The sequence below is a fragment of the Serratia sp. 14-2641 genome, assembly GCF_001692375.1.
GTDB lineage: Bacteria > Pseudomonadota > Gammaproteobacteria > Enterobacterales > Enterobacteriaceae > Chania > Chania fonticola_C.
Window position 1 is genome coordinate 38305 of the sequence record NZ_LXKR01000008.1, and the last position, 26866, is coordinate 65170.

26 protein-coding genes are annotated in these 26866 nt (G+C 48.5%); 8 read left to right on the forward strand and 18 right to left on the reverse strand.

Annotated elements, in window-relative coordinates:
* The 3 genes from A6U95_RS29610 to bamE all read left to right on the forward strand — a co-directional run bounded on the left by A6U95_RS29610 (position 1) and on the right by bamE (position 1394).
* Positions 1-306, forward strand: coding sequence for a hypothetical protein (locus A6U95_RS29610; protein WP_074423322.1), 306 nt, complete (start codon positions 1-3; stop codon positions 304-306).
* A 213-nt stretch (positions 307-519) separates the two neighbouring features.
* On the forward strand, positions 520-1047 hold the full coding sequence (locus A6U95_RS31405) for a hypothetical protein (protein WP_083196323.1): 528 nt from the start codon (positions 520-522) through the stop codon (positions 1045-1047).
* Positions 1044-1394 (forward strand): outer membrane protein assembly factor BamE, encoded by a 351-nt coding sequence (gene bamE / locus A6U95_RS05030; RefSeq protein ID WP_065683715.1) that lies wholly within the window; start codon positions 1044-1046, stop codon positions 1392-1394. The genes A6U95_RS31405 and bamE overlap by 4 nt, the downstream gene beginning before the upstream one ends.
* 64 nt (positions 1395-1458) lie before the next feature.
* On the opposite strand, the gene A6U95_RS05035 is transcribed toward bamE, so the two are convergent.
* Together A6U95_RS05035 and A6U95_RS05040 are read right to left on the reverse strand one after the other, a co-directional pair.
* The gene (locus tag A6U95_RS05035) at positions 1459-3123 is read right to left on the reverse strand and encodes an AsmA family protein (RefSeq protein ID WP_065683716.1); all 1665 of its coding nucleotides are present in this window, start codon (positions 3121-3123) and stop codon (positions 1459-1461) included.
* 141 nt (positions 3124-3264) lie between these two features.
* Positions 3265-4662 (reverse strand): uracil-xanthine permease family protein, encoded by a 1398-nt coding sequence (locus A6U95_RS05040; protein WP_024527836.1) that lies wholly within the window; start codon positions 4660-4662, stop codon positions 3265-3267.
* Positions 4663-4899: 237 nt separating this feature from the next.
* On the opposite strand from A6U95_RS05040, the gene gltS reads away from it, so the two are divergent.
* On the forward strand, positions 4900-6102 hold the full coding sequence (gene gltS, locus A6U95_RS05045) for a sodium/glutamate symporter (RefSeq protein WP_065683717.1): 1203 nt from the start codon (positions 4900-4902) through the stop codon (positions 6100-6102).
* Positions 6103-6142: 40 nt separating this feature from the next.
* On the opposite strand, the gene recG is transcribed toward gltS, so the two are convergent.
* Genes recG through gmk form a run of 5 tightly spaced genes read right to left on the reverse strand, consistent with a single transcriptional unit; the run spans position 6143 to position 12011 of the window.
* Entirely contained in the window at positions 6143-8224 is a 2082-nt protein-coding gene (gene recG / locus A6U95_RS05050) for an ATP-dependent DNA helicase RecG (protein ID WP_065683718.1), read from the reverse strand.
* Positions 8221-8919 (reverse strand): tRNA (guanosine(18)-2'-O)-methyltransferase TrmH, encoded by a 699-nt coding sequence (trmH, locus tag A6U95_RS05055; protein WP_024482947.1) that lies wholly within the window; start codon positions 8917-8919, stop codon positions 8221-8223. Before trmH ends, recG begins: the two co-directional genes overlap by 4 nt.
* 5 nt (positions 8920-8924) lie before the next feature.
* Complete coding sequence (spoT, locus tag A6U95_RS05060; protein WP_024482946.1) at positions 8925-11039, reverse strand: bifunctional GTP diphosphokinase/guanosine-3',5'-bis pyrophosphate 3'-pyrophosphohydrolase; 2115 nt, start codon at positions 11037-11039, stop codon at positions 8925-8927.
* 18 nt (positions 11040-11057) lie between these two features.
* On the reverse strand, positions 11058-11333 hold the full coding sequence (rpoZ, locus tag A6U95_RS05065) for a DNA-directed RNA polymerase subunit omega (protein WP_024482945.1): 276 nt from the start codon (positions 11331-11333) through the stop codon (positions 11058-11060).
* A gap of 54 nt (positions 11334-11387) precedes the next feature.
* The gene (gmk, locus tag A6U95_RS05070) at positions 11388-12011 is read right to left on the reverse strand and encodes a guanylate kinase (protein WP_024482944.1); all 624 of its coding nucleotides are present in this window, start codon (positions 12009-12011) and stop codon (positions 11388-11390) included.
* Between the two features lie 284 nt (positions 12012-12295).
* Between gmk and ligB the strand changes: the two genes are divergently transcribed.
* Positions 12296-14017 (forward strand): NAD-dependent DNA ligase LigB, encoded by a 1722-nt coding sequence (gene ligB, locus A6U95_RS05075; RefSeq protein ID WP_065683719.1) that lies wholly within the window; start codon positions 12296-12298, stop codon positions 14015-14017.
* Here ligB and A6U95_RS05080 read toward each other — a convergent pair.
* Positions 14014-14631, reverse strand: coding sequence for a trimeric intracellular cation channel family protein (locus A6U95_RS05080; protein WP_024527839.1), 618 nt, complete (start codon positions 14629-14631; stop codon positions 14014-14016). The genes ligB and A6U95_RS05080 overlap by 4 nt on opposite strands.
* Positions 14632-14862: 231 nt before the next feature.
* Here A6U95_RS05080 and A6U95_RS05085 point away from each other — a divergent pair, with 231 nt between their 5' ends.
* The gene (locus tag A6U95_RS05085; RefSeq protein WP_065683720.1) at positions 14863-15300 is read left to right on the forward strand and encodes a DUF3574 domain-containing protein; all 438 of its coding nucleotides are present in this window, start codon (positions 14863-14865) and stop codon (positions 15298-15300) included.
* 291 nt (positions 15301-15591) lie between these two features.
* On the opposite strand, the gene A6U95_RS30575 is transcribed toward A6U95_RS05085, so the two are convergent.
* From A6U95_RS30575 to A6U95_RS29615, 10 genes are all read right to left on the reverse strand, one after another.
* Positions 15592-16458 (reverse strand): fimbrial protein, encoded by an 867-nt coding sequence (locus A6U95_RS30575; protein ID WP_138106284.1) that lies wholly within the window; start codon positions 16456-16458, stop codon positions 15592-15594.
* An 82-nt stretch (positions 16459-16540) separates the two neighbouring features.
* Positions 16541-17074 carry a fimbrial protein gene (locus A6U95_RS05090; RefSeq protein WP_065683721.1) on the reverse strand — a complete coding sequence of 178 codons (534 nt, stop codon included), beginning with the start codon at positions 17072-17074 and terminating at the stop codon, positions 16541-16543.
* Positions 17075-17095: 21 nt separating this feature from the next.
* Positions 17096-17578, reverse strand: a complete 483-nt coding sequence (locus A6U95_RS05095; RefSeq protein ID WP_065683722.1) for a fimbrial protein — start codon at positions 17576-17578, stop codon at positions 17096-17098.
* Positions 17575-18093 carry a fimbrial protein gene (locus A6U95_RS05100; protein WP_158006197.1) on the reverse strand — a complete coding sequence of 173 codons (519 nt, stop codon included), beginning with the start codon at positions 18091-18093 and terminating at the stop codon, positions 17575-17577. Before A6U95_RS05100 ends, A6U95_RS05095 begins: the two co-directional genes overlap by 4 nt.
* Before the next feature lie 4 nt (positions 18094-18097).
* Positions 18098-18685, reverse strand: coding sequence for a fimbrial protein (locus A6U95_RS05105; protein WP_024527844.1), 588 nt, complete (start codon positions 18683-18685; stop codon positions 18098-18100).
* Between the two features lie 26 nt (positions 18686-18711).
* Positions 18712-19458 carry a fimbria/pilus periplasmic chaperone gene (locus tag A6U95_RS05110; RefSeq protein WP_065683723.1) on the reverse strand — a complete coding sequence of 249 codons (747 nt, stop codon included), beginning with the start codon at positions 19456-19458 and terminating at the stop codon, positions 18712-18714.
* Between the two features lie 19 nt (positions 19459-19477).
* A complete protein-coding gene (locus A6U95_RS05115) occupies positions 19478-22000 on the reverse strand; it encodes an outer membrane usher protein (RefSeq protein WP_241810622.1) in 2523 nt (840 codons plus the stop codon).
* Between the two features lie 15 nt (positions 22001-22015).
* Complete coding sequence (locus A6U95_RS05120; protein ID WP_139102326.1) at positions 22016-22546, reverse strand: fimbrial protein; 531 nt, start codon at positions 22544-22546, stop codon at positions 22016-22018.
* Positions 22547-22621: 75 nt separating this feature from the next.
* The gene (locus A6U95_RS05125) at positions 22622-23152 is read right to left on the reverse strand and encodes a fimbrial protein (RefSeq protein WP_065683726.1); all 531 of its coding nucleotides are present in this window, start codon (positions 23150-23152) and stop codon (positions 22622-22624) included.
* A gap of 734 nt (positions 23153-23886) precedes the next feature.
* Positions 23887-24564 (reverse strand): LuxR C-terminal-related transcriptional regulator, encoded by a 678-nt coding sequence (locus tag A6U95_RS29615; protein WP_081375779.1) that lies wholly within the window; start codon positions 24562-24564, stop codon positions 23887-23889.
* A 740-nt stretch (positions 24565-25304) separates the two neighbouring features.
* Here A6U95_RS29615 and A6U95_RS05130 point away from each other — a divergent pair.
* Together A6U95_RS05130 and A6U95_RS05135 are read left to right on the forward strand one after the other, a co-directional pair.
* Positions 25305-26255 carry a hypothetical protein gene (locus tag A6U95_RS05130; protein WP_065683727.1) on the forward strand — a complete coding sequence of 317 codons (951 nt, stop codon included), beginning with the start codon at positions 25305-25307 and terminating at the stop codon, positions 26253-26255.
* Positions 26252-26734, forward strand: coding sequence for a hypothetical protein (locus A6U95_RS05135; RefSeq protein WP_065683728.1), 483 nt, complete (start codon positions 26252-26254; stop codon positions 26732-26734). Before A6U95_RS05130 ends, A6U95_RS05135 begins: the two co-directional genes overlap by 4 nt.
* Positions 26735-26866 lie beyond the last annotated feature (132 nt).

A 26866-nucleotide genomic window follows, 5' to 3' on the forward strand; every position in this document is an offset into this window, starting at 1 on the left:
ATGTCTATACATATTTCATGCTATACAACATATAACCTTGCTGAATTGCAGGGGAAATTGAATGCATTTGCAGAAAAATACCCCTGTGTATTCCCTGCTCAATATTATTTATCAAATGGAGTTATACCTCATCCAATTCAGCGAGAGGTTGCAAGTGATTTTGGATTGGTGCCCTGCTCTTACTTTGTTATCAGTGTGAATAACAAATCTCTTAAAATATCGACAGACGAAATGGCAGAGATGATCAGAAAAGAGTTAGGTTCAGACAATGTCATCGTGCTTTTAAATGGTGAAGACCTAATCTAGACCTCGTGATAAATCCCGGGCAGTTGGCCGGGATCTTTATTGTGTACGGGACACGACCGGTAAATTGAGTGAATATGTCAATAAATATAATATGTTACAGTAAAATTTTTAGTTTCTGAGCTACAACTTCAGTTGGGTCGCTTCCTGTGAAGGATCTCTGCTAACTGGTCGGGGTAGTGTGGTTTGTTAATTATATATTATCAAGGAGTTGATATGCTTTATAAGAAAACCAGAGTAAGTGTTATATTTTTTTCATTGATGGCTACCATGTCATTAGCCAGTTGTAGTCTGTTTCCTGACCCGCCTATGTACGTTCCACCGCCAAATGATGGTTCGGTTGCAAAAGTTCGACTCCTAGGAAACCCGCTGACCTATTCGATTAGTCAGAAAAAATCAAATGGTGAGTCTAATGGTGGATATGTACAAAAGCATAGGCGTTTCCTAAATATTATTCCTGATAGTACCAAGTCAATAGGCATGCCTAAGTTACCACAAGGTGACTACAGTGATACTTATACTGAGGTTGCGGTAACTCCAGGAATCAAAACAACAATTTCTCATAGAATTAGTAATCCAGATGGAGGGGGGTGTAGCGTAAGTTTGGATTTTACTCCTAATGAAAAAGGGTTGTATGAGTTTAAATATAATTACTCAGATAAATCTGGGTATTGTGTTTTATATGGGAATGAAATCAAGTACGACAGCATCAATGAAACTTATATTGAAGAGAAAATAAAATGAAAATGAGTAAGTGTCCAATTGTTTTTATGTTTTTTTTATTAGTGGGTTGTGCTTCTAATGTTGATAGAACAAAGGTTACAGTGCTTGACCAATATACAGAAAAAACAATCAAAGAATCTTTGATTGTTGGCTCAACAACAAAAAAAGATGTCATTAAACTCCTTGGTAGACCAAATTCTCCAGAAGATTATAATGGACGTAATGTATGGTTGTATAATTCTAAAAAGACTGATAGAAGAGTAATTTTTTTAATTCCTGTTATCAATGATAGAAACCAAGTTTTGGAGCTAACATTTAATGATGCAAAGATCCTCAAGGATATGAAATATCAAGAACTAAAACAGTAAATAGCGTCTCACTGCATTAGTCAGAGAAGAAAACAGGGTTCGGCACTGCCGAACCCTGTTTAGGTCACGGCACCTGCTGCTCCAGAGTCTGCCCATCCTTGCTGGTAGCCTGCAACTGGCCCCGCAAAGACGCCTTAAACGGCCCATCACTGTTGAGTAATCCCTTCAGCTGTAACTGCAGATTACCATCACCCTCCAGCGGCACATGCTGCCAACCCCATTGCTGCAAGGTATTCACAGGCACCGAATGCCCGTTAAGGGACAGCGTAAACGGCTTACCAGGCAGTTGGCTGACGTTGGCCTTGGCATCCAACAGGCCATCGGGCATAAAGGCGCTCAGCTCGGTAACATTGATCTGCTGTGCATCCGCATCCAACGCCAGCGAAGGGCGGCGCACGTCGATCTTGTTAAAGGTGGCACCACCGGCGTTGAGTTTCAGCGAACCGGACCAAATCCCCCACTGATGGTCACTGGCCAACAGCAGATTGCTGCCGTTACCATCCAACGAGGTGAGCTGGAAGGGGAAATCCGGGTTGATATCAATGATCAGGTTACGGTTGGTGCTCATCTTGGCAACGTACACCTCCGCTAGCCAGCTTGGCAGCGGCTGTAACCAGAGTTCACGCCAGTTGCTGGGCAAGGTGTACTCCAGCGCAGAAACTGCCACCTCGTCGAGTCGCAGGCGCTTATTGGCGCGCAGCCAGTTGCCAGTGGTACGCAGCAATCCACCTTCCCAGCGGGTGCTGAACTGGCCAATGGCAATACCGGCTGGCGAGAGTTGCATATCCATAATCGGGTCGATCAGATGGAAGTTGCCATTGATCAGGTCGTCGGCGGTGAAGTTGATCGCGCCATCCTGACTGCTCCAATCCCCCTGTTGGAAGGTGATATTTTGCATCGACAGATCGAGATCGTTCGCCGCCCAAGCGTTACCTTCCAGGCGGGCGTTAATCAGATCAAAGCGTTTTAACGTAATGGGTGGCAACGCCGTGAAGCGGCCCCAGAACTGTTCTAGCGTCATTGGTACTTGCAGGCGGACGTTACTCAGCCGCAACCGTTCAACCAACCAACTGCCATCGGCAGCTCGGCTGGCTACCCCGGTCAGATCGCCTTGTGCCAGATCGGCACCAAAGTCGCTCAATATCAGCTGATTTTGTTTGATTTCGCCCTGGATCAACACCTGCGAGGCCGGAATACCGTTGACCACCATCGAACCGGCGCTGAACTGGAACTGATTGTTATCCCCAAGTAAATGGCCTGCCGTTGGCTGCCACGGGTTGATCCCGGCGTTGACCTTCTGCGCGTTAAGCTGCCAGCTCTCATCTTTGGATTGCAGCGCCATATTACTCAGTTGCAGTACATCGGCCTGTATTGGCAGCGGTGCGCCCTGCAAAGGCTGAACGTTTAAGGTGCCGTCGCGCAGCGTGATGCTATCGAAATAGCGTGGCTCGGTAATTTGCCGCAGGCTGAAAGCCATATCGACCTGCTTGGCCGCCAAGAGCTGCGGTTGGTTGGCGCGGGCGAGAGTTACGCCCTCCAGGCTTAGCTGCCCTGGTTTGCTCCACGAATGCGTTATTTTTTCTACCGACAGCTGGTAATCACCACGATCGCTGATCCAGTGACTCAACCAGCCTGCGGCCCAGCGGGTTTGCCCCACCACGTAGAGCAGCACAATGGCCAGCACTATCAGCAGCAGCAACGTGATCAATAGTTTTCCGATAAATTTCATCGTGTGGATCCGTAGCGGACAGAAAAGATACCCTGTTTATGCCGCAATTAGCCTTCCAGCTCAAGGGCAATGGCCTGAAAGACAATAAAAAAACGGCCAGTAGCGGTTTGCCAATGGCCGTTGGTTTGCTGCGGGAAGCGCTTATTTTTCTTCTGGTGGGAACAGCAGGTTCAGCACAATGGCGGTGATACCACCGGCGGCGATACCGGAAGAAAGCAGGGTTTTCAGCCAATCCGGTGCAAACTGCAAGATCAGCGGCTGTTGGGAAACCCCCATACCGACGGCCAGCGACAGCGCCATAATCATGATGGCGCGGCGGTTTAACTTCTCGCGGGAAACGATACGCACGCCGGAGGCTGCAATGGTCCCGAACATCACGATGGTCGCGCCGCCCAGCACCGGCTCAGGAATGTGTTGCACAAAACCGGCAACGGCCGGGAACAGCCCCAGCAGGATCAGCATCAGTGCCACCACAAAACCGACATAACGGCTGGCAACGCCTGTTAGCTGGATCACTCCGTTGTTCTGACCAAAGCAGGAGTTCGGAAAAGTGTTGAACACCGCTGACAACATCGAGTTCAGGCCGTTGGCCAGCACGCCGCCTTTCAGGCGCTTCATATATAGTGGGCCACTGACCGGCTGTTCAGAAACGTCGGAGGTGGCGGTGATATCACCGATGGTTTCCAGCGAAGTGACCATAAAGATCAACATCAGCGGCAACAGCAGGTTCCAGTCAAAGCCCAGGCCGTAATACAGCGGGGTAGGGACGGTGATCAAGGTCGTTTGGGTAGCCGGTTCGGTTTCCGGCAGCATGCCCATGGCCCAGGCCAGCAGATAACCTATGGCCATGGCGATCACCAACGAAGCGACGCGCAGGTAAGGGTTACGCTGGCGGTTAAGCAGAATAATCACCACCAGCACTGCGCCTGCCAACAGCAGATTCTTGGGCGCGCCGAAGGTGTGATCGCCCATCGCCGCATAGCCGCCACCGATGGAGGTCAGCCCGACCTGGATCAGAGACAGGCCGATAATCATCACCACAATGCCGGAGACCAGCGGGGTAATGATACGGCGTGCCAGATGCAGCACGCGTGACAGCAGGATTTCGGTACAAGAGGCGACCATCAAGGTGCCAAACAACGCAGCCATCATGGTGGGCACGTCTGCGCCGCCGTTTTTCAGCGCCAGCCCGCCCATAATCAGCGGTGAGACAAAGTTGAAGCTGGTGCCTTGAATGGACAGCAGGCCAGAGCCCACCGGGCCCCAGGTTTTGATTTGCAGGATGGAGGCCAAACCGGAAGCGAACAGCGACATGCTGATGATGTGCTGCGTATCCTGCGCAGGTAGGCCAAGCGCCTGGCAGATCAACAGGGCCGGAGTGATCACGGCAACAAACATTGCCAGCAAATGCTGACTGGCGGCAAACAGCGTTTGCGGCAGCGGCGGGCGATCTTCCAGGCGATAAATCAGTTCACTATTGTGTGAAACGGGGGCTGATGCTTTTTGCGCGGCATCAAGCTCGGCGGTTTGGCTGGACATGGTGTGGCTTTCCCAAAGGCGGCAAAGAACGCATTTTAATGATCTGCTTCACAAAAGCAAACGGTTGCGCATTAATATTTTTCACGATGCTGAACCCATTAATGTCGCATTTTCGTTCATTTTTTCTTGTGTTATTAGCCGTTTTTACTTTTAATCCCCCCTTCATCAAGTTAAAAAACTGAGTAAATTTTATAACTTATTAATTTATTGGATTTAATTACTACACGGAGTAGCTAGATGTTTCATCTCGATACTTACGGCACTTTAGTTGCCGCCACGCTGGTCCTGCTGCTTGGGGGCAAATGCGTGCGCTCCATTCCTCTGCTGAGAAAATATACTATTCCTGCTCCCGTTGCCGGTGGTTTACTGGTGGCGGTCCTGCTCTTGGTTTTGAAGAAAACGGTGAACTGGGAAGTCGGCTTTGATATGTCGCTGAAAGACCCACTGATGCTGGCCTTCTTTGCCACTATCGGCCTGAATGCCAACCTGGCGCGCCTGCGGGCGGGGGGCAAGGCACTGGTCGTGTTCCTGTTCGTGGTGCTGGGTCTGCTGTTGGTACAGAATGCCATCGGTATCGGCATGGCGAAAATGCTGGGCCTGGATCCATTGATGGGGTTGATTGCGGGCTCGATTACGCTTTCTGGTGGGCATGGCACCGGGGCGGCCTGGAGCAAGGTGTTCATCGAGCGCTATGGGTTTGAGAATGCCACCGAAGTGGCCATGGCCTGCGCCACCTTTGGTCTGGTGCTGGGCGGCCTGATTGGTGGCCCAGTGGCTCGCTATCTGGTGAAACACTCCTCAACGCCCGAAGGCACACCGGATGATAGTGTGCAGCCGAGTGGCTTTGAAAAGCCGGAAAGTGGCCGCCTGATCACCTCGCTGGTGATGGTAGAAACCATCGCCATGATTGCCATCTGCCTGAGCCTCGGTAACTTTATTGCCGGGTTATTGAATGGTACCGCCTTTGAACTGCCGACCTTTGTCTGCGTGCTGTTTGTCGGTGTGATCCTCAGCAACACCCTGTCGGCAACGGGCTTCTACCAGGTGTTTGAGCGTGCGGTCTCCGTACTGGGTAACGTGAGCCTGTCGCTGTTCCTGGCGATGGCGTTGATGAGCCTGCGCCTGTGGGAACTAGCTTCGCTGGCCCTGCCAATGCTGGCGATCCTGGCGGTGCAGACGTTGGTCATGGCACTGTATGCTATCTTCGTGACCTACCGCGTGATGGGTAAAAACTACGATGCTGCCGTGCTGGCTGCGGGGCACTGTGGTTTTGGCATGGGGGCGACGCCAACGGCCATTGCCAACATGCAGGCGATCACCGATCGTTTCGGCCCTTCGCATCTGGCATTTTTGGTGGTGCCGATGGTGGGTGCGTTCTTTATCGATATCGCTAACGCCATCGTGATTAAGCTGTATCTGATGCTGCCGGTGTTCGGTTAAGTGATGATAACCCCTCTTGGCGACAAGAGGGGTTAATTGATTAGGCGTTGGAGTAGCGAGCTGTTTCCGGCAGCCAGCGCTCAATTAAGGCATGCGCATGCTGTGGATACTGCTGGTGAATATGGCGCGCAACGCGCTGAACTTCGGGGATCATGGCCTGATCGCGCAACAAATCGGCCACTTTAAACTCTGCACTGCCGGTTTGGCGCGTCCCCAATAGCTCACCCGGCCCACGGATTTCCAAATCTTGCTGGGCAATCACAAAGCCGTCGTTACTGTCGCGCAGCACCTGCAGGCGTTTTTGGGCAGTTTTGCTGAGCGGGGTTTTATACAGCAGCACGCAGTGAGAGGCTACCGCACCACGGCCAACGCGGCCACGTAGCTGATGCAACTGGGCTAAGCCAAGCCGCTCCGGGTTTTCGATGATCATCAGGCTGGCGTTTGGCACGTCCACCCCCACCTCAATCACCGTGGTGGCTACCAGCAGCTGCAGTTCGCCCTGTTTGAAGGCCTGCATCACCGCCTGTTTCTCCGCTGATTTCATCCGGCCATGCACCAACGCCACCTTCAGTTCCGGCAGCGCAATCTTCAATTCTTCCCAGGTTGCTTCTGCTGCCTGGGCTTCCAGCAAATCAGACTCTTCGATCAGCGTGCAGACCCAATACGCCTGACGGCCTTCTTCGATACAGGCGCTTTTCACCCGCTGGATAATATCGGCCCGGCGCGTATCGGGGATCGCCACCGTTGTCACCGGCGTACGGCCCGGCGGCAATTCATCGATTACCGAGGTGTCCAGATCGGCGTAGGCGGTCATAGCCAGCGTGCGTGGGATTGGCGTGGCGGTCATGATCAACTGATGAGCATGGAACCCTTGTTCTTCGCCTTTCTCCCACAGCGCCAGCCGCTGATGCACACCAAAGCGGTGTTGTTCATCGATAATCACCAGGGCCAGGCCATTGAACTGCACCTGCTCCTGGAAGATGGCATGCGTCCCTACCACCATCGACACCTGGCCACTGGCAATAGCTTCCTGCTGTGCGAGGCGTGCCTTGCCTTTTTGCTTGCCGGCTAACCAACCCACCTCAATCCCCAAGGGTTCAAACCACTGGCGGAAGTTATTGGCGTGTTGTTCGGCGAGCAATTCGGTGGGAGCCATCAGCGCTACCTGTTTGCCGTGAGCAATGACGCGTAGTGCGGCCAGGGCAGCAACCAGGGTTTTACCTGAGCCGACGTCGCCTTGCACCAGGCGCATCATCGGGAAACCTTTTTGCAGATCCGCTTCAATATCTGCCACAACCCGCGTTTGTGCACCGGTAGGCGAGAAGGGGAGCTGGGCCAGGAAACTGTTTTTCAGCCGATCGTCAGGCGTTAGCGATAATGCCCGGTAGCTTTGCGCTCCGGCGCGGACGGCCAACATGCTGAGGTTATGCGCCAGCAGTTCTTCAAGGGTCAGGCGTTTTTGTGCCGGGTGTTTGCCCTGTTCCAAATCAGCCAGTTGGATATCCGGCGGTGGACGGTGCAGCATATGCAGCGCCTGTGGCAGGCTCATCAAACCGCCGCTTAATTCCGGTGGTAGCAGCTCGGCAATCGCACAGGTATCCAGCAACTCCAGCGCCTGATCGGTCAACTTGCGCAGCGTGGCCTGGCGGATCCCTTCGGTGGTGGGATACACCGGCGTCAGGGCTTCTTGCAGCTCGACCTCGCTGTTTTCCCCCTGGACACGGTATTCCGGATGGATGATTTCTGCGCCGTGGGTCCCGCGTTTGACTTCGCCATAGGCCGTTACGTGGTGGCCAGTAGCAAGGCTGTTCTTCATCGCCGCGTTGAAGTTGAAGAAGCGCATAGTCAGGATGCCGGTGCCGTCGCTGATCTGGCAGGTGAGCATGCGGCGGCGGCCAAAGCTGATATCGCTGCGTAGCACTTCCCCTTCCACCGTGGCAAAAATGCCTGGCAGCAGATCGTTGATTGGGTAGAGGCGGGTGCGGTCTTCGTAACGTAACGGGAGGTGCAGCAGCAGATCCTGGATGGTATTCAGGCCGATTTTGGCCAGTTTCCCCGCCTGGCTGGCTCCAACCCCGGAAAGTGTAGTGAGTGGGACGGCATCCAGCAGGCGGCCTTTCATCGGCGTACCGTCGTTGCCTGCATGGCTGCCCACCATTCGGCGTCGGCAACCACTTGGCCTTGATCGTCAATCTGCGGGCGCGGCAGCTTTTTGCGCTTGGCCACGTTGGCTAACACCGGGTAGCCGCCTTCAAACAGCAGGCGTTGCTGTTCCTGCTCATCTAACGCGCTGAGATCGCGGCGATACATACCGGCGTTTTGCCGCTGACGTTGGGCCTCATACAGGATCAGAGCCGCAGCGACAGAGACATTCAGCGACTGCACCATACCGATCATCGGAATGATAATGTCCTGATCGGCCAGGGCTAGCGCCTCTTCGGTGATGCCGGTTTTTTCCTGCCCCAGCAGTATGCAGGTGGGGCGGGTGTAGTCTATTTCGCGAAAATCGACGGCGCGGGCAGAAAGGTGAGTTGCCAGGATCTGCATCCCTTGGCCCTTCAGATGCGTGACCGCATCGGCGATGGTGGGGTGGGTTTTGACGCTCACCCAGCTATTGCTGCCCGCAGCGGAGGAGACCAGGGTACGCATCCGTGGAGTAGGCCACACGGCATGCACCTGATGTACGCCGACGGCATCGGCAGTACGGATAATTGCGGAGACGTTATGCGGTTTGTGAACCTGTTCCAGGCAGACCGTCAGATCGGGCTGCCGGGTGGCCAGCATTTCACAAATCCGCGCATAGCGTTCGGGGCTCATAGGCGCTAGTTTCGGTTACGGTTAACTTTAATCACATCCGGCATGATACGGATCTTACGCATAATATTTGCCAGGTGGATGCGATCGCGGGTAGTCAGGCGGATAAAGGCGCTGTAGACCCGGCCATCTTTCTCTTCGGTATTCAGGCTCTGAATATTCGATTCGGCCGCGTTGATCGCCGCCGTGAGGTTGGCCAACGCACCCTGATGGTTGAACATGTCCACTTTGATTTCCGCAATGAACTCCTGCTCGGTTTCCATATCCCACTCGACCGCCATGAATTTCTCTGGCTCTTTCTGGTAGCCGCGGATATTACGACAGGATTCATGATGAACCACCAGGCCTTTGCCCGGGCTGACATGGGCAATAATCGGGTCGCCTGGGATAGGGCGGCAGCACTTGGCAAAGGTGATCAGGACGCCATCGGCGCCTTTGATGGCCAGGTTGCGCACGCCGTTCGACGAGCCCAGGCTGGACTGATCGCCCTGCAGGTTCTTCGCGACAACCACGCTCATGGCGTTACCGAGGCCGATTTCTGCCAGCAGATCGTCCAGCGTGGCCAGCTTCATGCGGTCCAGTTCATGCTGGATATTCTCTGGCGGCACTTCTGAAAGTTTGCGGCTGCCCCCGAGTGCATGGTTTAGCAAACGGCGGCCCAGGCTGACGGAATCATCGCGCTTGAGGTTTTTCAACATCTGGCGGATTTTGGCGCGGGCTTTGGAGCTCACCACAAAGTTCAGCCAGGCGGCATTTGGCCGGGCACCCGGAGCGGTGATGATCTCTACCGTCTGGCCACTGGCTAAAGCTTGTGATAGCGGATGCGGCTGGCGATCGACACGTGCGCCAACGCAGGCGTGGCCGATATCGGTATGCACGGCGTAGGCAAAGTCGACCGGTGTAGCACCGGCAGGCAGCTCGACAATACGCCCTTCCGGGGTGAAAACGTAAATCTCATCGGGGAACAGATCGGATTTTACGCTTTCAATAAATTCAAACGAGCTACCGGCGCTTTGTTGCAGCTCCAACAGGCTCTGCATCCAGCGCTGGGCGCGGATCTGTGCGGTAGTGCCGCCGGTTTCGCCCTGTTCCTTTTCTTTATAGGCCCAGTGCGCGGCGACCCCCATTTCGGCCATCTGATCCATATCTTCGGTACGGATCTGTACCTCAACCGGCACGCCGTGCGGGCCGATCAGTGAGGTATGCAGCGATTGATAGCCGTTAGCCTTGGGAATGGCGATATAGTCTTTTACCCGGCCCGGGCGCGGCTTATACAGGCTGTGTGCCTGGCCTAGTACCCGGTAGCAGGTATCCACTTCTTTGACGATCACCCGGAACGCGTAAATATCCATGATGGAATGGAAGCGCTGTTCTTTCAGGTGCATCTTGCAGTAGATGGAATAGAGGTGCTTTTCCCGCCCGCTGACGCGGCAGGGGATGCCGGCTTCGGTCAGACGCCCTTCGATCTCGGAGAGGATTTTCTGGATCATCTCCTTACGGTTACCGCGCGCGGCTTTCACCACTTCTTTGATGACGCGGTAGCGGTTCGGGTAAAGCGCTTCAAAACCCAGCTCTTCCAGCTCGGTTTTCAGATGATGAATACCCAGGCGGTGGGCCAGTGGGCTATAGATTTCCAGGGTTTCACGGGCGATACGCCGCCGTTTGTCCGGGCGCAGCGAGCCAAGCGTTCGCATATTGTGGGTGCGGTCCGCCAGCTTGATCAGCACGACGCGGATATCCTGCACCATCGCCATGATCATCTTGCGGAAGTTCTCCGCCTGCGCTTCTTTCTTATCCTGGAATTTTAATTTGTCTAGCTTGGATACGCCCTCAACCAGTTCGGCAACGCTTTTGCCAAACAGTTGTTCCATATCCTGATAGGTGGCCGGGGTGTCTTCGATGACGTCGTGCAGCAAGGCTGCCATCAGCGTCTCATGATCGAGACGCATTTCCGCCAGAATACAGGCCACGGCAACCGGGTGAGTAATGTAGGGCTCACCACTGGAGCGTGTCTGTCCCTCGTGAGCATCACGTGCGACGAGGTATGCCTGTTTGAGGCGCTTAATCTGCTCCTCAGGCAAGTAACGTTGAATCAGCAGATTCAGGCTTTCAAACAGGTACAAGGCAGACTCACAGTCTAATTAACGACGACCTTCAGCAATCGCGGTAACCGCCTGGATCTCTGCGGCTTCCTGCTCTTGCTGCTCCTGGCGCTCACGAACATCGAGGATCTGGCTGTTGATCAGGCCTTCTTCGATTTCGCGCAGAGCGATAACGGTGTACTTATCATTCTCTTCAGGTACCAGTGCATCCTTACCACCGGTCTGGATTTGACGTGCCCGACGAGCAGCGACCAACACCAGGTCAAAACGGTTACCAATTTTCTCTACAGCGTCTTGAACAGTTACGCGTGCCATATTTGTGCTACTCCACAGGTGACGAAAAGACTGGGCATAATACTGAAACTGTCTTCAGTCTGCCAATAGTTTGCTGATTAAAGCATCATGCCGCAGCATTTGACGGCCCAAACGCAAGCGTTCGGCGCGAATAATGGTCTTCAGATCGGACAAGGCCAAATCGAAATCGTCATTCACGATTAAATAATCATACTCCGCGAAATGCGTCATCTCCGCGACGGCCTGCGCCATGCGCTTGGCGATCACGTCATCCGCATCTTGCCCGCGACCACGCAAGCGGCGGCCAAGCTCTTCCTTCGACGGCGGCAGAATAAAGATGCTGCGTGCCTGGGGCATTTTGGCACGGATCTGCTGTGCGCCCTGCCAGTCGATATCCAGGAAGACGTCAACGCCGGTCGACAGTACCTGCTCGATGGCCGCGCGGGACGTGCCGTAATAGTTGCCGAACACTTCTGCGTGCTCAAGAAACGCATCCTGCTCAATCATACGGCGGAATTCGTCTTTGGAGACGAAAAAGTAGTGTTCGCCGTGATTTTCACCCGGGCGGCTATCGCGCGTGGTGTGTGAAACCGAAACCTGCGTATCGTACAGCGGTTGCGTCTTTAACAAAGCCTGAATCAGACTTGATTTCCCTGCGCCACTTGGAGCAGAGACAATATAAAGCGTGCCTTGAGCCATGATGATGTTCGTTGCTAGCGGTTGATAAGTCAGTTACAGCGGATGTGTAAATTCTCCGCACAGTATACACGGCTAACGGGCGGTATGCAGCGTTAGCTCGCATTTTGGCCGCCGCTTTCTGCTAAAAACAGCGTGAAAAAGTCAATTTGCGCGGCGGATCTGGAAATTTTTGCCGTTTTCAGCAAATGCACATTCCTTTTGGGGAGCGTTTCGCACCTCCGGTTTTTGGCGTTAGCCAGCAAAGGCGATTGAGTATTTACTGCCGGGAAGCAAGGAGGTGCTCAATGTGGAGAGGTATTTACCGGGCGTTGGTGGTGATTGGAGTGCTGTGTAGCTCGGCATGGGCAAACTGTCCGGCGTGGTCGCCAGAGCGCATGCAGGTGGAAATTACGGCGCTGGATGATCAACTGGGGCGCTGGGATGAGGCTTATTATCGCCTGGGTAACAGCCCGATTGACGATGAACTCTACGACAGCCTGTTACAGCAACTGCAAGATTGGCGGCGTTGTGTCGGTGCGGTGGAAGAGGATACGCGGCCACTGCCAGTGGGCAAAGTACCGCATCCGGTGGCGCATACCGGATTGCGTAAACTGCGCAACTCTCGTGCCGTAGAACAATGGATGCAGGGCCGTCACGATCTGTGGGTGCAACCCAAGGTTGATGGTGTGGCGGTCACTTTGGTTTACCGGCAAGGCGTATTGGTGAACGCTATTAGCCGAGGGGATGGGCAAAAGGGTGAAAACTGGCTGGAAAAGGTCAAGGCGATCCCCGCTATCCCCAACGTTTTACCGGAGGTTACGGCCAATTTGGTACTGCAAGGGGAGCTGTTCCTGATGGTGAACGATCATCACCAGCAAACCCAAGGGGGCATCAACGCCCGCTCCAAGGTTGCCGGGATGATGATGCGTAATCCGCGCACTGCGCAACTTGAGCAGCTTGGCCTGTTCGTCTGGGCGTGGCCCGATGGCCCGCCAACCATGGACGAACGCGTGCAACAGCTTGCCGCCATGGGGTTTACGCTGCCGCAGCAATATTCACAGCCGGTCACCACGTTGGCGGAGGTGGAGCAGTGGCGGGCAGCTTGGTACAGCGGCCCTTTGCCGTTTGTCACCGATGGCGTGGTGATCCACCAAGGGCAAGAACCTCAGGGGCGCTACTGGCAGGCTAAACCCAATGACTGGGCGGCTGCCTGGAAATATCCCCCGGTCCAGCAAGTGGCCAGAGTCACGGATGTTGAGTTTGCCATAGGCCGTACCGGCAAAATTGCCGTGTTGCTCCGCCTGGATCCGGTGCGAATGGACGATAAATGGATCCGGCGAGTTAACGTGGGCTCGCTAGCTCTGTGGCAAAAATGGGACATCGTACCTGGCGATCATATTGCGATTAGCCTGATGGGGCATGGCATTCCGCATTTGAAACAGGTGGTCTGGCGTGAGATTACCAGAGCAACACCCATTGCGCCAAAACCGGAGGATTATCATGCGCTGAGTTGCTTTACCTTGCAGCCCGGATGCCGCCAGCAGTTTCTGGCGCGGCTGGTTTGGTTGAGCAGTTCCAATGGGCTGAACATTAGCGGGTTGAATAAAGCTGGTTGGCAGGTGCTGGTCGATCAGGGATTGGTGAATAACCTGCTGGATTGGTTGGAGTTAACTCCCGAACAGCTCAGCGCGGTGCCCAGCTTGGGGGCAAAGCGTGCACAGGCCCTTTACCAACAATTTCGTCTGGCGCGGCGGCAGCCTTTCGAGCGTTGGCCGATCGCCCTCGGCGTACCCATTTCGCCATTGCAGTCGGCCACGATGCAAAATTGGTCACAGCTACAGCAGATGACGTTGGCACAGTGGCAGGAGCTTGCTGGTATGGGTGCGCAAAAAGCCAGAAAAGTGCAGGAATTTTTGCAACACCCTACCTTTCTGGCACTGGTTCAAACCTTGCAGCAGCACCATATTAGCGGCTTTGAAACGGTTCCCGATCGTACCGAACCGCTTGGCGATGCGTTCGCGAATTAATGGTCGGGATGCTGATAGTTAAACACGGGCAAGCCAAGGCGAAAGCGCAGTGCGATCAGGCGAGCACTGAGGCCTGCAACCAGGGTAATAATAATTACCATGTTATGCGGCAAGTTAAGGTATTGCAGGCCGATATACAGCCAGGCAGCGGCAAAGGCGATACCTGCATAGATTTCCTTCTGGAAAACCAGCGGGATACGGTTGCAGAACATATCGCGCAGTACGCCGCCGAAAACGCCGGTGATCACGGCGGCAATGGCTGCGATCAGTGGAGCATGGCCCATATCCAGAGCCACCTGCGCGCCGATGATCGAGAAAACAATCAGCCCAATGGCGTCCAACACCAGGAACAGATGGCGCAGGTGGCGCATCAGCGGAGCCATCCAGGTGGTGATAATTGCCGCTATGGCTATGATAACAATATACTCAGGGTGTTTTACCCAGCTCAGTGGGAAGTGCCCAAGCAGCATATCTCGCACCGAGCCCCCGCCAATGGCGGTAGCGGAGGCGATAAAAATCACGCCAAACAAATCCATTTGGCGGCGGCCTGCGGCTAACGCGCCGGTCATGGCTTCTGCGGTGATGCCGATAATATAAAGGATGCTCAGTAACATAGTGGATTCACAGGGTCGGAGGGCAAAAGTGTCAACGCCGGAGGGTAACGAGCCTGGTGGCAACGCACCACTGAGTTTTTTTGTTGGTGTTACTTTCGAATTACTTTAACTAATGTTAAATAGGTTATTTTTGCTTACTGCTAGTCTCTAGTGCTACTTGTGATTTTTACAACGCATTAGAAATTTATCGCTAGTATCTGTTGATGATTATTTAAGGAATATGAAAGCGAGATGAAAAACACCCCGATATTGGCGGCCACCGTCGCCATAACCTTGCTGTTGAGCGGCTGTGTAGCGCCAGTGCAAAAGGCATCACCGTTTAAACCGGAAGCAACGTGCAGCATCGGCGAGCCGATGACCCAGACCACGCTCTATTTTGGCTTGAATCGCCCGGCAGGGCCGGTAATTACGGCGGTTGAATGGCAGACCTTTGTCGATCAGCAGGTAACCCCGCGTTTTAAAGATGGGTTATCGGTATTTGATGCCAAAGGGCAATGGTTGGGGAACGATGGCAAGCTGGCGCGGGAAAACAGCAAGGCGTTGATGTTGATCCATAGCCCTGATACGGCCAGTGAGCAAAACATTGAGGCGCTGCGCACCCGCTATAAACAACAGTTTCGCCAAGACTCTGTGATGCGTGTCGATGCGCCAGTGTGCGCCGCGTTTTAATGAATACCCGACTTGCCGCAACTGCAACAAGCAGGTTTATTGTTCCAGCAAAATGGCTGCTGAGCAGACAATAAAATCTGCCTGCAGCAACGTAAAAGTGTGGCTCAATTTTTCTGAAATATTTCAGCTGGCTGAGTTAAAAACCATTGTAGCCCCTTACTAATAAAGCTCGGAAAGGCTAGCGGACAATGAAGCCGACCGGACTCTTGGCTTTACTCCAGGAACCTCCGAAATTGATAAGCATAGACGTTGGACAATCTGTCAGCCTTTCATGCTTTAATATTTCGGATATCAATCATAAGTGATATTAACAACCAGCGAACCGCTGAAAAGTCCACCTTTAAGAGCGTTGGTGGAGCGTAAGGTTGCCTTGATCACCAGACTGCGTGAGGTATTATTCTCAATATAATAGCTGGATGGCACATCTGCTGGCACATCATTAAATTCCATCAAAGCGCTAAGAGAACCGTCCGGCCTGAGTAAAACACCTGTGCTATTATCATAACTAACGGAAGAAACGTGCGCAAAGCCATCGCCATTAGTACAACTAATATCTATCGTGGCACTCTTTGTTGATCCATTGACAGAGTTATAGAGGATTTCTCCAAAATCTATTGTCGCATTTGTGCTCGTGGCCTTACAGCTCAGATTAGGTGAGTCAGGTATCATATCAACCTTATCAAATAGATAAAAATCAACATTACTGTTATTTGTGCCACCCGTTAAGGGTAATCCACCCACATATAAAAAGGGGCTATGGACAAATATATAACGTGACCCGCTCTTTCTAAAGCAGCCAGCATACAACATTTTACTACCAACATTCGCGTAGGCAATATTCCTCAATTCAGCTTTGGTCATTCTATACTTTTGCCCCCAGATCGTTCCTGTAGAATTCACACCGGTTTTTACAGTGCAGGAAGCTTCCACCATGCATGTTTCAAGAGAGGGGTTTTTGTTTGCGTCACAAGCAGCTACAACACTAGGTGGTGCGGCAGCAGTCCATTCGATCGCACGAATAGTCATCATACCCGCACTATCTGGTGTAGACACAAAAAGACGACCAACGGAAACCGTTTCAGCCAAGCTTGCCGGAGATAAAACAAGAAGGAATGGGATTAAACAAAAACGTCCCATATTTATAATTTTATTTATCATGACCAAAATACTCCTGAATAGGCATTTCCATTGTTCTTCCTGAAAATTCTGTGGCCGTAAGCATTATTTAACAAAGTGAAAACTATTCATAAATCAAACTAAAGTTGAGTATCGCATTAAAAACACCACGGCTGATTGTCTTATTGGCTATAGCTTTCGGCTCACCACGAACGAAGGCGTTGAAATTTATATCCATAGTGCCGGGATTTATTTCAATGTTCATGTTTGTGCCATTGTTAATATTTATCGGCTCGCCGTTGTTCGTATTTTCAAGGCCAATGGCCAATCCTGAATTTATATCACCGGAACTCACCGACAAATAACCTGGTAGAGCGTCATTTCCTGCTCCAGTAAAAGAAACACGAATCATTCTTGCCAGCGATGTATCACAATTCTGTAAATGAATAGTAATCGTCTGGCTCTTTACCCTTTCGTGAGCATAAAGATATTTATCGATGATCTCACCAAAGTCCAAAGGTATGTTTTCATCACCCGGTGAAAGTACGCAAGGCTGTCTAACCAGTTCCCCGGAGAATTTAAGATTTTCCGCCGCATACCCGCCAGATGAAATAAATATGAAACTCAGTATCAAATTTCTGAATAGTCCAACATTCATTGATTCATCTTCCTAATATTTCTACTGATACTGTACGGTTAACGTTGCAGATGCAGTAAACTTCCCCTCGGAGAGAGTCACACCACTTTCGCTCAGCGGAACCGCTTCAAGCTTTGGCCTACGCGCGGGATCAATTAAAATGGGCTGAGAAAATACAATGGGTTTTCCATCACTATAAATCTTTATGCCAAGTCCGTTAATCGTGCTCTGAATTGTCCCAGACGAAAAAGAAGCAACCGAACTAGACGATAATGTCATACTCATGGTCCAAGGCGGAGAATCTATACAGTCTAATATGAAATTAATTTCCTTACGATAACTGTCACCATCGATTTTATTAATGCCGACCTTATCAAATGAAACGTTAATATCTTGCCCGCCGTTAACTACACAAGGAGGGGGTTCAATCAGCGTCCCTTTAAATTGCATGTCAACTGCATAGGCATTAGACACGGTAAAACCAACTAATGCGCTTATAAGTATCTGCCGCCATATATTAATCATTGATAATATACCTGCATGATCGCTGTCGCGGAAAAAACTTGTCCTTTGAGTGTTACCCCTGGTCGTTTTACCAAAGTAGCGTAAAGCTGAGGTAAGACGGGATAGTTAAAGTTAAGGAACGAATTCACCGGAAAAGCAGTTGTGCCATCGGTTAAGGCTATCCCCAGATCGGTAACGGTGGTCTGCAGATTACCGTCTCCAAACCCTGCGACTGTTCCTACGACTCTTATCATCATCGAATTGGTATATTGTGCTGAGCAATGTATGTCGTAACTCACAGGCATTCGGTACTGAATGCCATCAATGTGGTTTATCATGACATTGTTGCCAAAATCAACCGAGATAACACCTTTATCTCCAGTACCCGCAATGACGCAGGGCGCAGGTTCCAAAATTCTTCCCTGAATATTCACGGTAATACTTTGCGGGGCAGGGACAGCCCGCGAAAAAGTGCTGTATCCGAGGATCAGGGCGAAGACCTGATAAATTACGGTGAGCCGAATCATAGATTTCATATTCTTAGTCATACCTCATATAGAAAAAGAGGCTGGCACGAAATGCACCGGCACCAAGCGGTGCCGCTGTTCTCACCGGTGTAATAGTGAAATTAAGGGCGTCCTGCTTTGGTGTAACTAGCAGTGGTACTCCCCTGAAACCGAGCCTGACAGGTTTATTATTTTCATCTTTTATTGCCAGACCTATTCCAGAAGCCCCAGTCACAGCGACCAGCCCGGGATTTGATGTAACCGCAGGGGCTAAAAACGAGAAGGTCACTGAGGGCTGATGACGGTCTATCACTTTATTACCCGTCCAATCATCGCGATTCAGGGTACCAGCACTTATGCAGTCCCTGAGCATCAAACTAAAGGGTACGGGTATGCCAGGATCCCCAACGTGCTGGAAATGCGCAGCCGACAGCGTTCCAAGATCGATTTCCTGATAAGACGAATGTAGATCTAATCTACAGGCGCCTTCGGTCAGTACTCCCCGAACTTGAATTTTTCCTGATACGCCATCTCCGTTCCATTGACCAGGCAGGTTCGTTTGCGCATGAGCGAAATTTATTGCCATGAGAAGTAAGCTTACACGAGCAGCGATTTTTAGCATGTGACCTTCCAACCTAATGATGGTGCTTACTCTTTTACAGGCGTCGCTTTACAGCTTGAGCCCTCGCAGTGGAAAACAAGTTTGGGATGACCGCCATAGTCATTGACATATGTCAGTACTGGCGATGCCCCTAACTTGCTAGCGCTGACGTTAAGGTAATCTGATGAAAGAGGTGCCAGCATTAACGGGCGGAATTCACTCTCACTGTTACTAACAGTGCTTCCAGCATCGACAAACGTCACATAATAGGGTGTTGGGTTAGTTAACTTATAGCGTTGCCCTTCACGAACCATTACGACACTTTCCTGCCAGGGTGCAGACCTTGATGTTTCAGGCTGAACAATTTCTGCTGGCCGGTAAAAGAGTTTAATTTTTGTTTGCAATGCAATTTGCAACGTATTTGGTTTGTCGCTGCGTGGCGGAATTTCTCTCATATTGAAATAAAATAATGATTCACGATCTTTAGGCAGACTATCAATAGCCGGCAAAGACTGTAATTTTATCTGACTTTTAGAGCCTGGTTCTACGCGTTGCAGAGGAGGCACGATAGTAAGAGGGCCATTAATTTTATTACCCTTACTATCTTCTATCCATGCCTGAACTAAATAAGGTAATTTTGTATTCTCATTGCTGACATTAAGGCTGACCGATTTGTCATCACCATTAAATATGACTCTTGTGCGGTCTAATGCGATCGCGGCACTTACCGTATGTGCGGTGAAAACGCCCAAAATAGTCACGGTGGCAAAAAGTCCGTTTTTTAAAAATTTCATTAAAGAACTCCGTAATAAATTAATTTGATTTTTTTTCATTCAAAAAAATACAGGGTAAAAGAATGTTTTGCAATTTCTCATTAACGAGATTTGTTGGGAATGAAATCTGACATTGTTCAGCACCATTCCAACGCAATTGCATAATGGCTGAAGCCTGGATGCCACTTAAGTAAACGCTGCCATCATCATTCACAATTCCTACTTCTCTGTTATCTTTATTCAGCACTGTTGCACCAAAGGGTGGGGAAGACCCATCAGGCAACCTAATGTATATAAGCGCTTTTTCACCCTGAACAATACTAAAATGACGATAACCTATAGCACCTTCCGTTAACGTTATCTGCTCTACGGTATTTATGGCTTCAGCATTATCACTCAGCTTATTAACGTCGATACTCAGTTGATTTCTATAATAGTTGTTTACATCCGACACGACGGCTTTGCCAAATATATTTGAGCGCGCCACGGCACCAAAACCGCGCACCGGAACATCACTCACCCCATCGGTATCAACCATGACTCGTGCAGAGCCAGGAGTGTTAATACGGTGTAGTGCACCACCTTTCATCGTAGCCGTCAGTCCACCTTGTAACCCGATCCCCGCAGAAGTAAATCCTAACTCCTGATAGCTGGCATTGGCATTCACTTGTACATTATCGCCCGCATGACTATAAAAACCGCTGGCGGCGTTTTGAGCGCCATTTTTACCAACGCTGATCTGGTAGCTATCGAAATCATTAAGCGTTGAGAAATAGCTCACTTGATTGCTACTCCCCCCTTTGTAACGGGAGCTGTTTAAGCCGATTGAACCATGATCTCCCCAGGGAACTGACAGGGATAAATAAACACCATCATCATTTGAATTATTAAATTTACTGCGATATGCGTTGACGGAAATATTAATGTTTTTCACGTTAGCAATATCAAGATATTTCGCCAATGCAATATTATAGCGATCATCCACTGAGCTATTCCAATAGGTACGGTGGTTGTAATCTACAAATAGGCTGGCGCCAATACCTGTAAATTGCTGATTAAAGCTCACAGTATACATTTCTTTTGTGCCTGCACGACGATAATCGGACTGTCTTGCATCCAGATAATCGGCCATACTTAAATAGTCTCGCTCTGAGAAGCGATATCCGGCAAAAGTTACCTGACTATTAAACTCATCAAAACGCTTTGAATAACTCAACCGATAGGAGTTACCCTGCAAAGTCTCAGTTTGCGGAAGCTTTGCACGAGAATGCGTTGCATCCAAAGATAAAGCACCAAATAACATCAGATCGCGACCGATACCGACCGCTAAAGCCTGATAATCGTTATTAACCGTGTTTCCTCCGTAAAGTGACCAGCCATTAGCCACACCCCACGAAAACTCTCCCATTGAGAATAAAGGCCCCTGGCTGCGATGACGAAAATCAGTAGGACGCCCGGCCGATACCATATAACGCAATGTTCCCGGCCGCGTCAGATAAGGAATATCTGATGTTTGTACGCTGAACTTCTGGTTTGAGCCATCTTGCTCTTCTACTTCAACGTCAAGCTGACCGTTTACGGCATCGTTAAGATCTTGGATCTTAAATGGACCAGGCGCGACCTGAGTCTGATAGAGTACCGCCCCTTGTTGCCTGACGGTGACCTTAGCGTTTGTCTTGGCAACACCGGTAATTTCAGGCGCATACCCGCGCAGATTAGGTGGCAACATACTATCGTCACTGCGCAATGAGACTCCGGTAAACCGAAAACTATCAAAAATATCGGAGTTCACGAAGTTTTCACCAAGAGATAAACGTGCCTTCAAACTTTTTATCGGGCGATAAATATAATATCTTGTCCAGTCAAAACGGTTGCTATGGCTACTTCCAGCAGATTTATTATCTAGCTGAGCCTGCCAGTCTGCCCGAGCGCGCCAAGGGCCAAAGTTGACACCTGCAGTCCCGTTTCCACTCATGCTGTTATTCTGACCACTATGGCGTGGACGTATAGTAGTGAAATTTGTATTATAATCAAACAATGCACCAAATACGCCATTATCCCAGCGTGAAGGTGGATCCCAGTTCGGTGCCGTGTATTCTAAGAAAGCCTGAGGGATGCTCAGGTTTAATGTTGAAGTTGGCAGTTCAGAGGTTATTTTCCAGCCATCATCAGCAGGAATAACAAGACAAACCTCATCTTTGTTGCTCCCTGGTTGCCACTTGAGATTACTAAGATATCCTTCCTTTAAACCAAGTTGTGCGACAAGCTCTTTCGTTAAGCAAGGAAAGCTGGATTTTTCATCTTCAGGAGTCGAATAATAAAGCGTATCAAAGTCTGTGATTTTCTTCTGATTCAGAATAACAGCCATGCGATAGACGCCCGGCATGATATAACCAGCGACAGCGAATACCGAAAGATCAAGATTTTTTTTATCATTCGTATCAAGGATGTCAGTGTTAAACTGAGTTTCTTCAGCCGCATACACGTTAATCTGCCCCAAAAAGGCAAGCACAACTATGCATGCGATTCCACTTTTTGATAATTTCAGTATTTTTTTTGACATCCTTGCCACCATCAATTAAAAATAATCTATCTTGTATTTTATAGACGTATTAAAATCGCCTGCTTTTATTTTTCCAGCATCGTGCGTCAAGGCTAAATAGTACTTGATACTGATTCCACCCTCGCTTAGTAAGTGTTGAGATAATGGAATCCCGGGTAAGGAAGGTTTGAATTTTTCATCAGAAAGGGCGACACCTACGCCCTGACTTGAGCCTTTATTAATGAAGAGACCATTGTGATTTTCTCCATCAAATGTAATTTCAAAATACCGCCAATTGCTTGCGTTTGGGTTTAACTTTTCCAACGTGCAGTTAATCAAATTGATGCTAAATGGAACGCTCGTACCACGCCCATTTCTCTCTAATTCGCCGACTGTGATCACACCTAAATCTACAGTTTGATTTAAGCTGTTCATATCAATAGTGCAGGCGCTTTCGATAATGCTGCCACGCATATTCAGTCTTCCATGGCCAGCATCTTTGCCAACAACAGGATTAATAAAAATAAGGTCGAGACATAAAAGTAGAAAGAATATTGTTTTTTTCACGATTTATTCTCGCTTTAAGCAGACACGAAAAGTAAATACTTAACGTGCCTGTATTAAAGTTACTTATCTGAATTATTATTCGTAAGCAAGCGCGTAGTTAGCGATAGAGGTGAATTCACCTGGGGTAATAACAGCACCTTCAGTTGCATCACCCTGAAGATAAGCAGAGAAGACTAAGGTATTGCTTCCGTCCATAATCAGTTGAGGAGAAGTAGCAGTACCAAACTTAATTGGAGTACCCGCGCCATCGGTCAGAACGATACTTGCACCTTTCGCAGAACCAGTAATACCCAGCAGATCTACGCTAGTTGATGATTCAGGACCAGTAAAGGTTGCGGTTACGCCATTTTTAAGAGTAGCTGTATCACATTTCTCAAGGTCGATTTGGAAAGTAACAGGTGTTGATTTCCCACCATCTTTCAAAGCAGTTGCAGAAACCTGACCCAACTGAATAGTCTGGTTAGAGGTACCTGGGGTAATTGAACAAGGCCCTTCAATGATTGAACCTGTGAACTTAATCTGACCTTTACCTGCTTCAGGAGCAGCAGCAAATGAGCTAGACATAAAACCGGCAGCAACGACCAGTGCTAAAATATTTAATTTCACCTAATTTCTCCTTTGTGATTTTATACTTTCATATAAAAAAGTATTTTCCTGCCCTAATGTTCCTGGCCTTTATAGGTGACTACACTCACTTCACCACAAATCCACTTAACCTGATTGGGCAGAAGGACTATAGGGGGAATTAATATCGCGTTCACCCAAAACAAGCTCAAATAACATTTATCCAATTAAAACATATGGTTATGATTTTATTTTTTGTTAAGGATAATGCGTCACTCAATTGATTTAATACTTTTTCAGGGTGGTTTTAAAAAGTTATGTCTTAGAGACTGTAAACAGGTGAGGCAGGATGAGAACCTTTTGTGCGGAATACTCTGTATCTCACAGGGACAAAGGAAAAACCGTACAAATGGCGTACTGTCTGCACTGATCTGAGAAGCCAGCTGAGCAGATACTGTTGGGATAACCCTGGACGGGTAATGGAAGATATTCTGGAGGGGCCTTCAGACTTCGTGCTAGCGGATAGTCAGGGAAGAATTATCCGGAAGAGGTAAAAAAAGAGACCGCTACGTTATCCGTTACGGCCTCCTTCAAAAGATTAACTGGCAATCATCAGGTTTTTAGCAAGAATTAAAAAACACCTGGCGTGCATATAACTGAGAGTTAGTTATAGTTTTAGGAATGTATCGGTTGAGTAATAAAATATGTTCTCTAATTAGTTACATCTGAAATTATTCTCAATGTTTTCTGGTTAAATAAATCCTAAGTATAATAAACTAGAGTCGGCATAATCTATACCTATAATAATTAATCAACGCTTTATTAAAATCTCCTTTTCGTTCACATCCTATTTTTTTCATTATTCTCATGCGATAGTAGCTGACAGTTTTAGAGTGAATCCCCAGCAATGAGCCTATAAAAGATGGAGTAAAACCATTATATAGATAAAAGCATATACGCTTCTCTCTCTGGTTTAGACTCCAGAATGAGGAGTGTTCACGTACCCGGAATTGTTGAGAATGATCAGAGTTATGTGAGTTTAGCATTTTGTCAAAATAGCTTAAATTACAATCCTCGCTTGATATGAAAGAGACAGATCGTGAAATCTCTTCATTTACCCCAAGCCCTAGCATATGTAAAAAGTCTTTGTCTGCAATAATGACGTGTGAGGTTTTTCTTAAGTAAGCGTTTCTATGAATATCTTCATAAACAGAGAGTACTTTTCCAGAGAGATAGCACTGGATGGAAATACCCGCGTTTAGTTTTCCTGGTGCTATCTTACTGATGGTGTTTTCAATATACTTTACGACACCTAGACTAAAGTACATATTGTCTGTGACTATATAATAGTTAATATTTTTGACAGGGGAATCATAAGATAATTTGATTGCTCCATTATCCATAATGGTTCCATGTAGCCCATCTACCTCAGGCAGGCAGTTAAATTCACTCATGATATTAATCTCATCTCTCTTATAATTCTTAAGTTCTATATGTATAGAAAATAAGGCTAAGATAAACTAGCAAATGAGAAGTTGTGTCTCTTTGCGTTGTTGGTAAGAATTATCTGACTTCAATGTTAGCTATTCTAAGAATAAAGTAAACTCAATAAAAATTAATAAGCTTTTTTTGGGTTCTGGTGGGTAATGATGTTAATGATTCAACCCCTGCGTACCAACATAGAGGTTCTTAATTTACGACTCTAACAATATGATATTTAAGGATAAAGATTGTGTTAAGCTAAATTGTTTCTTTATGGGCGTACTGAGAATACCATCCTTGAAGACGCTACCGACTCGAAAATTCTGATATTAATGTCGATAGCCACAATGTTAAAATTATAACAAAATATCAAGGGGTTAATGCGACTTAAATGACTTTCCTCCCCATGTTGATAATGAAAATGTTAAAATAACACCATGGCATCAAGTAATTAATGCGACTGAGGTATTAGTTCTGTGAAAATGGCCAATCTTCGTCATAGTTGAAACCACTGATCACCAAAGAAACCATAACCAATTGATACTAATAAGTAAATAATAATTCATCGCGAAATTACCTTACTAAGTACAGTGTTAATTTAAGGCGGTGGCCTGCTCATTTATTGGTCTTACAGAAAATTCTTAGACACAGATCAAAGCGAGAGCCGTAGCTTAATGTCATAATATTCACATTATTTAATGGAGGTAATGTAATGGATAACGTCATTAAGACCAGCGACCAGGAGACATCATCATGCTTTGTGATCGCGGATGCTGTTATCTTTTGTCCCATGGAAAATATCTTTAAATCAATTAGTAATGGAGTTGAGTTCCCTATCCTTGTCTCAGCTTCTGAATGTTTTCTCCACCTGATAAAAAATCATGGAGTCCTCATCACTAAGGGCACTCTCATGCAAATAGGGTGGGAGCAATATGGGCTTCATGTCAGTGACAATACGTACTATCAGAATATCCTCACTCTGCGTAAAGGGCTCAGGCAATGTGGTATTGATTGCGAAGTGATCAAAACAGTCCCCAGAAAAGGTTTATTGATACCGAGCTCTATTAAAATTATACCGTTATCTAGTGGCGTTCAGGTTGTTCAAGAAGCCCAAGAAGCCCAAGAAGCCCAAGAAGCCCAAGAAGCCCAAGTGGTCCAAGGCGTACAAGACGTACAAGACGTAGAAGGCGTAGAAGGCGTAGAAGGCGTTCAAGGCGTTCAGGCCAACATCTCAACTATTTCATCACAAGATCAAATACCTGCTCCCCCAGTTGAAGAGATACCAGCACAAACCCAAGTTTTAACGCATCATCCAGAATCATTAAGAAGTAAGCGAATAATGCATTTTGCCTTTGGCATACTTGCATTCATATCGTTGTTCGCCGGAGGGGGGATATTTCTTTCGGAGAGCTATTCATCAATGTTTCATAATATTGGAAATATAAATGGCTGTCGGGTTAATATTAATGAAAATAGAAGCACAGAAGATGACTTTTATAAGTTTAATGCTAAAAATCCGGTCAGTTGTCAAGGTGACGAAGTAGTCTATTTCTCAACTTTTCAGTTCATACCCAGGGTTTCCGTTATAAAGTGTCGGGATGAATTTTCGTATCTAAGCCGAAATGATTGTATCTCCAATTACTATATAGAGAATCAATCGTGATTAAAAAAACGTTTTTTTTATTTATATATGCATCAGCCATTGCTATTACATGCATAATGCTAGGAAAATGGTTGTTTACAGGTGTTGGTTATTGGCGTGATGCGCACTTTTCGTGCGATACAACGCTCATTGTCAAGAAAGAAGATAGTGCAATTTCGCTGGTAATGACATATTTTTTAATCGGGGATAATGGTTTTGTGGTAATCAAAGGCCAGCTAGAGAAAGAGAAACGTCAATACAATGTGAGCCGCAAAACCTATTTTATTATGCACAAAACGGGGCATTTATTGCATGTAAAATCAACATTAACTGTCAAAACACCAGCCGATGACGCCTTAATGCCTGATTTAAAGGATATTTTGCCTGTCTTTTATTTAGAAAAAGACATGAGAATGGAGATAGCTGTTGATCGACAGGGATGGAATGGTTACCTGTTTTCCACAGGATATGTCCCTTCATTTTATTGCAAAAGAACATAAATATCGTGAGGCTAAAAATCGAGAGTTGCAATAAGCACTAAGACAAAAATAAATTACAAAATTTGCGACATAAACAATCCGAACGACATACAGGCTAGGAAAGCGCTATTTAGCCACAGGCTGTGGTGCCTT

What these genes read in the sequence shown, in the direction of transcription:
- ligB (WP_065683719.1), top strand. Translation starts at nt 12,296, where the DNA reads ATGTGGAGAGGTATTTACCGGGCGTTGGTGGTGATTGGAGTGCTGTGT.
- A6U95_RS05090 (WP_065683721.1), bottom strand. Translation starts at nt 17,074, where the DNA reads ATGAATGTTGGACTATTCAGAAATTTGATACTGAGTTTCATATTTATT.
- A6U95_RS05035 (WP_065683716.1), bottom strand. Translation starts at nt 3,123, where the DNA reads ATGAAATTTATCGGAAAACTATTGATCACGTTGCTGCTGCTGATAGTG.
- recG (WP_065683718.1), bottom strand. Translation starts at nt 8,224, where the DNA reads ATGAAAGGCCGCCTGCTGGATGCCGTCCCACTCACTACACTTTCCGGG.
- bamE (WP_065683715.1), top strand. Translation starts at nt 1,044, where the DNA reads ATGAAAATGAGTAAGTGTCCAATTGTTTTTATGTTTTTTTTATTAGTG.
- rpoZ (WP_024482945.1), bottom strand. Translation starts at nt 11,333, where the DNA reads ATGGCACGCGTAACTGTTCAAGACGCTGTAGAGAAAATTGGTAACCGT.
- gltS (WP_065683717.1), top strand. Translation starts at nt 4,900, where the DNA reads ATGTTTCATCTCGATACTTACGGCACTTTAGTTGCCGCCACGCTGGTC.
- A6U95_RS05100 (WP_158006197.1), bottom strand. Translation starts at nt 18,093, where the DNA reads ATGAAATCTATGATTCGGCTCACCGTAATTTATCAGGTCTTCGCCCTG.
- A6U95_RS29615 (WP_081375779.1), bottom strand. Translation starts at nt 24,564, where the DNA reads ATGAGTGAATTTAACTGCCTGCCTGAGGTAGATGGGCTACATGGAACC.
- A6U95_RS31405 (WP_083196323.1), top strand. Translation starts at nt 520, where the DNA reads ATGCTTTATAAGAAAACCAGAGTAAGTGTTATATTTTTTTCATTGATG.
- gmk (WP_024482944.1), bottom strand. Translation starts at nt 12,011, where the DNA reads ATGGCTCAAGGCACGCTTTATATTGTCTCTGCTCCAAGTGGCGCAGGG.
- A6U95_RS05080 (WP_024527839.1), bottom strand. Translation starts at nt 14,631, where the DNA reads ATGTTACTGAGCATCCTTTATATTATCGGCATCACCGCAGAAGCCATG.
- trmH (WP_024482947.1), bottom strand. Translation starts at nt 8,919, where the DNA reads ATGAGCCCCGAACGCTATGCGCGGATTTGTGAAATGCTGGCCACCCGG.
- A6U95_RS05110 (WP_065683723.1), bottom strand. Translation starts at nt 19,458, where the DNA reads ATGAAATTTTTAAAAAACGGACTTTTTGCCACCGTGACTATTTTGGGC.
- A6U95_RS05085 (WP_065683720.1), top strand. Translation starts at nt 14,863, where the DNA reads ATGAAAAACACCCCGATATTGGCGGCCACCGTCGCCATAACCTTGCTG.
- A6U95_RS05105 (WP_024527844.1), bottom strand. Translation starts at nt 18,685, where the DNA reads ATGCTAAAAATCGCTGCTCGTGTAAGCTTACTTCTCATGGCAATAAAT.
- A6U95_RS05040 (WP_024527836.1), bottom strand. Translation starts at nt 4,662, where the DNA reads ATGTCCAGCCAAACCGCCGAGCTTGATGCCGCGCAAAAAGCATCAGCC.
- A6U95_RS30575 (WP_138106284.1), bottom strand. Translation starts at nt 16,458, where the DNA reads ATGATAAATAAAATTATAAATATGGGACGTTTTTGTTTAATCCCATTC.
- A6U95_RS05115 (WP_241810622.1), bottom strand. Translation starts at nt 22,000, where the DNA reads ATGTCAAAAAAAATACTGAAATTATCAAAAAGTGGAATCGCATGCATA.
- A6U95_RS05095 (WP_065683722.1), bottom strand. Translation starts at nt 17,578, where the DNA reads ATGATTAATATATGGCGGCAGATACTTATAAGCGCATTAGTTGGTTTT.
- A6U95_RS29610 (WP_074423322.1), top strand. Translation starts at nt 1, where the DNA reads ATGTCTATACATATTTCATGCTATACAACATATAACCTTGCTGAATTG.
- A6U95_RS05130 (WP_065683727.1), top strand. Translation starts at nt 25,305, where the DNA reads ATGGATAACGTCATTAAGACCAGCGACCAGGAGACATCATCATGCTTT.